This is a genomic window from Okeania hirsuta, assembly GCF_003838195.1.
Classification (GTDB): domain Bacteria; phylum Cyanobacteriota; class Cyanobacteriia; order Cyanobacteriales; family Microcoleaceae; genus Okeania; species Okeania hirsuta.
Genome location: NZ_RCBY01000441.1, coordinates 1 through 3,090 on the forward strand (window position 1 = coordinate 1; position 3,090 = coordinate 3,090).

Below are 3,090 nucleotides of genomic sequence, written 5' to 3' on the forward strand. Positions count from 1 at the left end.
TATGCGGTAGAAGCCATTAAGATCTTCCGAGAAATGGAAGAGGTGACCAATGATATGAAGAAACGAGATCGGAAAAAGCATATTCGTCGCCTCCATAAAGAGCTAAAAAAGGAGTTTACTGATCCCTTGAAAAAGCTGACCAAGACGCAGGGAATGATCCTGATGAAAATGATCGAAAGGAATTAGATAAATCGATGTTCAAGCTGATCAAAGAACTGCGTGGAGGGTGGAATGCCATTATTGGAGTGCAGCAGCCGGTATGTTTGGGCACAAGCTCAAGAAGGATATATACCTGGACAAGATCCGGTCTTGGATGCTGTACTGAACGATCTAGATATTTCCTATCAGATTAGTAGGAAGTAGGATGTTCAAAGACTCCTACTTATTTTACAAGCTTAAATACAGTCCAATTTGGAAGGCAGCTGTAAGTTGGCGTCATCAAAAGTTAAAGAAACTACCTCCCTGGGAAGTTCATTATATCAAAAATCCTAAAAGACGCTCCTCCAGAAGCCTTGGTCTTTGACATCGGAGCCAGTTTGGGCGATATCTCTGAGATTTTTGTTGAGTTAGGACATCAAGTGATCGCCATCGAACCTGCACCGAGCAACATTCGCCGTCTACAGGCCAGGTTCAGTCATCATCAACAAGTTAAAGTAGTTAAAGGCTGCTGTAGGTGCCGAACCGTATAGCACAGCTATATTTGCATGACTCTGGAAGTACGCTGCATACTTTGAGTTCAAAATGGAAGAACCACCTCAGCCAAAGTTTTAACAATGAGATGGGAAAACGAGATTCCATTTTTCTAGAAGCATTGCCCTCTCTGTCACTACGACCAACACCTGGTGGAAGAGTTTGGGCAACCCTACTTCATAAAGATTGATGCAGAAGGTTTTTGAGCAGGAGATTTTATTCTGCCCTACCCTGTACAGTTTCCTGCCTGTCCTTCGAAGTGAATCTCCCCATATTTTTAAAAGAGAGCATTCATTGTGTGAATATCCTGTCCGCACAGAACCCCAATTACCGCTTCAGCTATGCAACAAATGTGAATGTTCTACCAAAGAGATTGTATCTGCTGACGAAATGATCCAGTTTTTGAAAAACACCAATCTTCAACACTTGGATATCTGCTGTAAAAGCATAACGTAGCTTCTCGCGGGTCATACTAACTTGCCCATCGACTACCATCAGCCAACGTCCATTTTTAAACCTATGGCTTTTGAGCCTTTTTCTTTTTAGGGTAAAACCTTAAAATCGACATGGTAGTGATCATCATGTCGAATGATGACTCGATTCTTTGTGAAGGTAAGGATCTCAGCTCTTTCCCGGCTTTTGTGGCAAGAGTTGCGGCCGTAAAACGGGATCAAAAATCACCTTTTGAATTCCTAAGCCATTGGCTTTTGCAGGCGCTTGATAGCCAACAAATGGATGGCCATCGTCTCGTAATCGATCTGCAAATCTCCTTTCTTCCCCTTATATCGAATTCATGCGCATATCCCCAGAGGTTAAATGGGTGGTATCGATGGTATGGACGGTCTCTCTTGAGCAAAGGCGTCATAAAATCTACGCTTAGTCCATTTTGATGCGTTCGGTGGGAAGGAAGGCTCCCATTTTTCCTTCCGTCTCTCCCAAGATGAAATGGGTGGAAGAGGCCGTTTCCTCACAGTTTCATAGGCATCCAACACTGTCGCCTTTACTTTGTCATGCACAAGGTGCGCCCGAAAAGATATCCTCCAAAAAAATAGGTCGTAAAGTTAGTCCCGCGATAAGGTAAGCGTTTGGCATAAGCGATGTTACCTTTACCCACGCGCCCATTGGCCTGGCTGGGTTGATTTCCTTCAAACAACATTAAAATGCCAGGAAACAAATACAGCAAAAGCAAAATACCTACCACAGTAGCGAGTATATATTTCCAATACGGCTTCGCCCAGAGGTAAATAGCACGAAGTCACCCTATGATCAACCAATAAGGGAAGACCAGTACATGTCTAAGGTTCTTCGAAAAATAGTCTCCGAAGGAAAAGAGAAATCCTTTGCGTAGGATTTGACTATTCTAGGAGCATCATGAACGGCATATTTGGCGGTAAACAGGCTTGGCGGTCACCCATTTCTGCGACAGGCCAAAGACTCAAATATAAGAGCGCAATTCCTACTCCAAAAAGGTATGGGAAAGGGTTAGAAAAATGGAACGCCAATTCATAATCCGTTATTTGTAGATCCAACCTTAAGAACTACTATGAAACGGAATCCCCCTTACTTGTCTAGGATTGGAAAAACATTCGGACCAGGCCCTTTCTCTCTAGGAAAAGATAACCCACCATAAACGCCAAGGATTAGGTGTTTACCGCTAGTCGCAAGGGAAGATCTTCCAAAGAAGGGCGCAGCCATCGCTGACAAAATATAACAGGATGGCAACGAATAGATAGATCAGCATCCTGACAATAGGATAAGGTACTGGATAGTATTTTCTCCCAATCAAGTAACAAGCAATACACATCGCTAGAAAGCAGAATAAAAGCCGACCAGGCTGCCCCAGCCACCCACGAAGGGAATTAGAAAATAGTTACAGCTGATAGTTATGATGGCACCACCACAAGCTATCCAAGCCCGATATGAGTTTTATCCTTCAATTTGTACCAAATGGCAAAATTGTAATATAGCCCAACAATTAGATAGGCAATCAACAGAACAGGTACAACCGCTAGGCCACCATGATAGGTGGAGGCCACGATATACTTAGCGATTCTATATAAGAGCATTAGACCAAGGAAAGCCACGCTACCCACTAAGGTGAATGCTTGCCCGACTTCCGCATAAATCTTCGTCGCATCAGATCGTGAGGCATTCCGAAAGAAGAAAGGTTCTGCGGCAAACTTAAAGCCTTGGGTAAAAAGATTCATTAGCACCGCAATCTTGATACAGGCGACATAGATGCCCAACTGATCCATATTCTCTTCATAGCTGCCAGGTAACCATTCTTTCAAGAAGTATCGATCCGATAGCTGGTTAATCATCCCCGCAATTCCCACTACCACTAGCGGTACCGCATATCGAAACATTGTTTTCCATAATCCCCAATCAAATCCACCTCTC

The 3,090-nt window shown here is 43.6% G+C and carries 3 protein-coding genes; 2 read left to right on the forward strand and 1 reads right to left on the reverse strand.

The annotated features are described in order from the left end of the window. Positions 1–186 (forward strand): DUF4294 domain-containing protein (locus D5R40_RS31500; RefSeq protein ID WP_124155776.1); only part of this gene is annotated, 186 nt, incomplete at its 5' end. A gap of 326 nt (positions 187–512) precedes the next feature. Beyond that, positions 513–689 carry an FkbM family methyltransferase gene (locus D5R40_RS31505; protein WP_240041695.1) on the forward strand — a complete coding sequence of 59 codons (177 nt, stop codon included), beginning with the start codon at positions 513–515 and terminating at the stop codon, positions 687–689. 1,905 nt (positions 690–2,594) lie between these two features. On the opposite strand, the gene D5R40_RS36645 is transcribed toward D5R40_RS31505, so the two are convergent. Continuing rightward, a partial coding sequence (locus D5R40_RS36645; protein WP_205127792.1) for a lipopolysaccharide biosynthesis protein occupies positions 2,595–3,090 on the reverse strand: 496 nt, incomplete at its 5' end.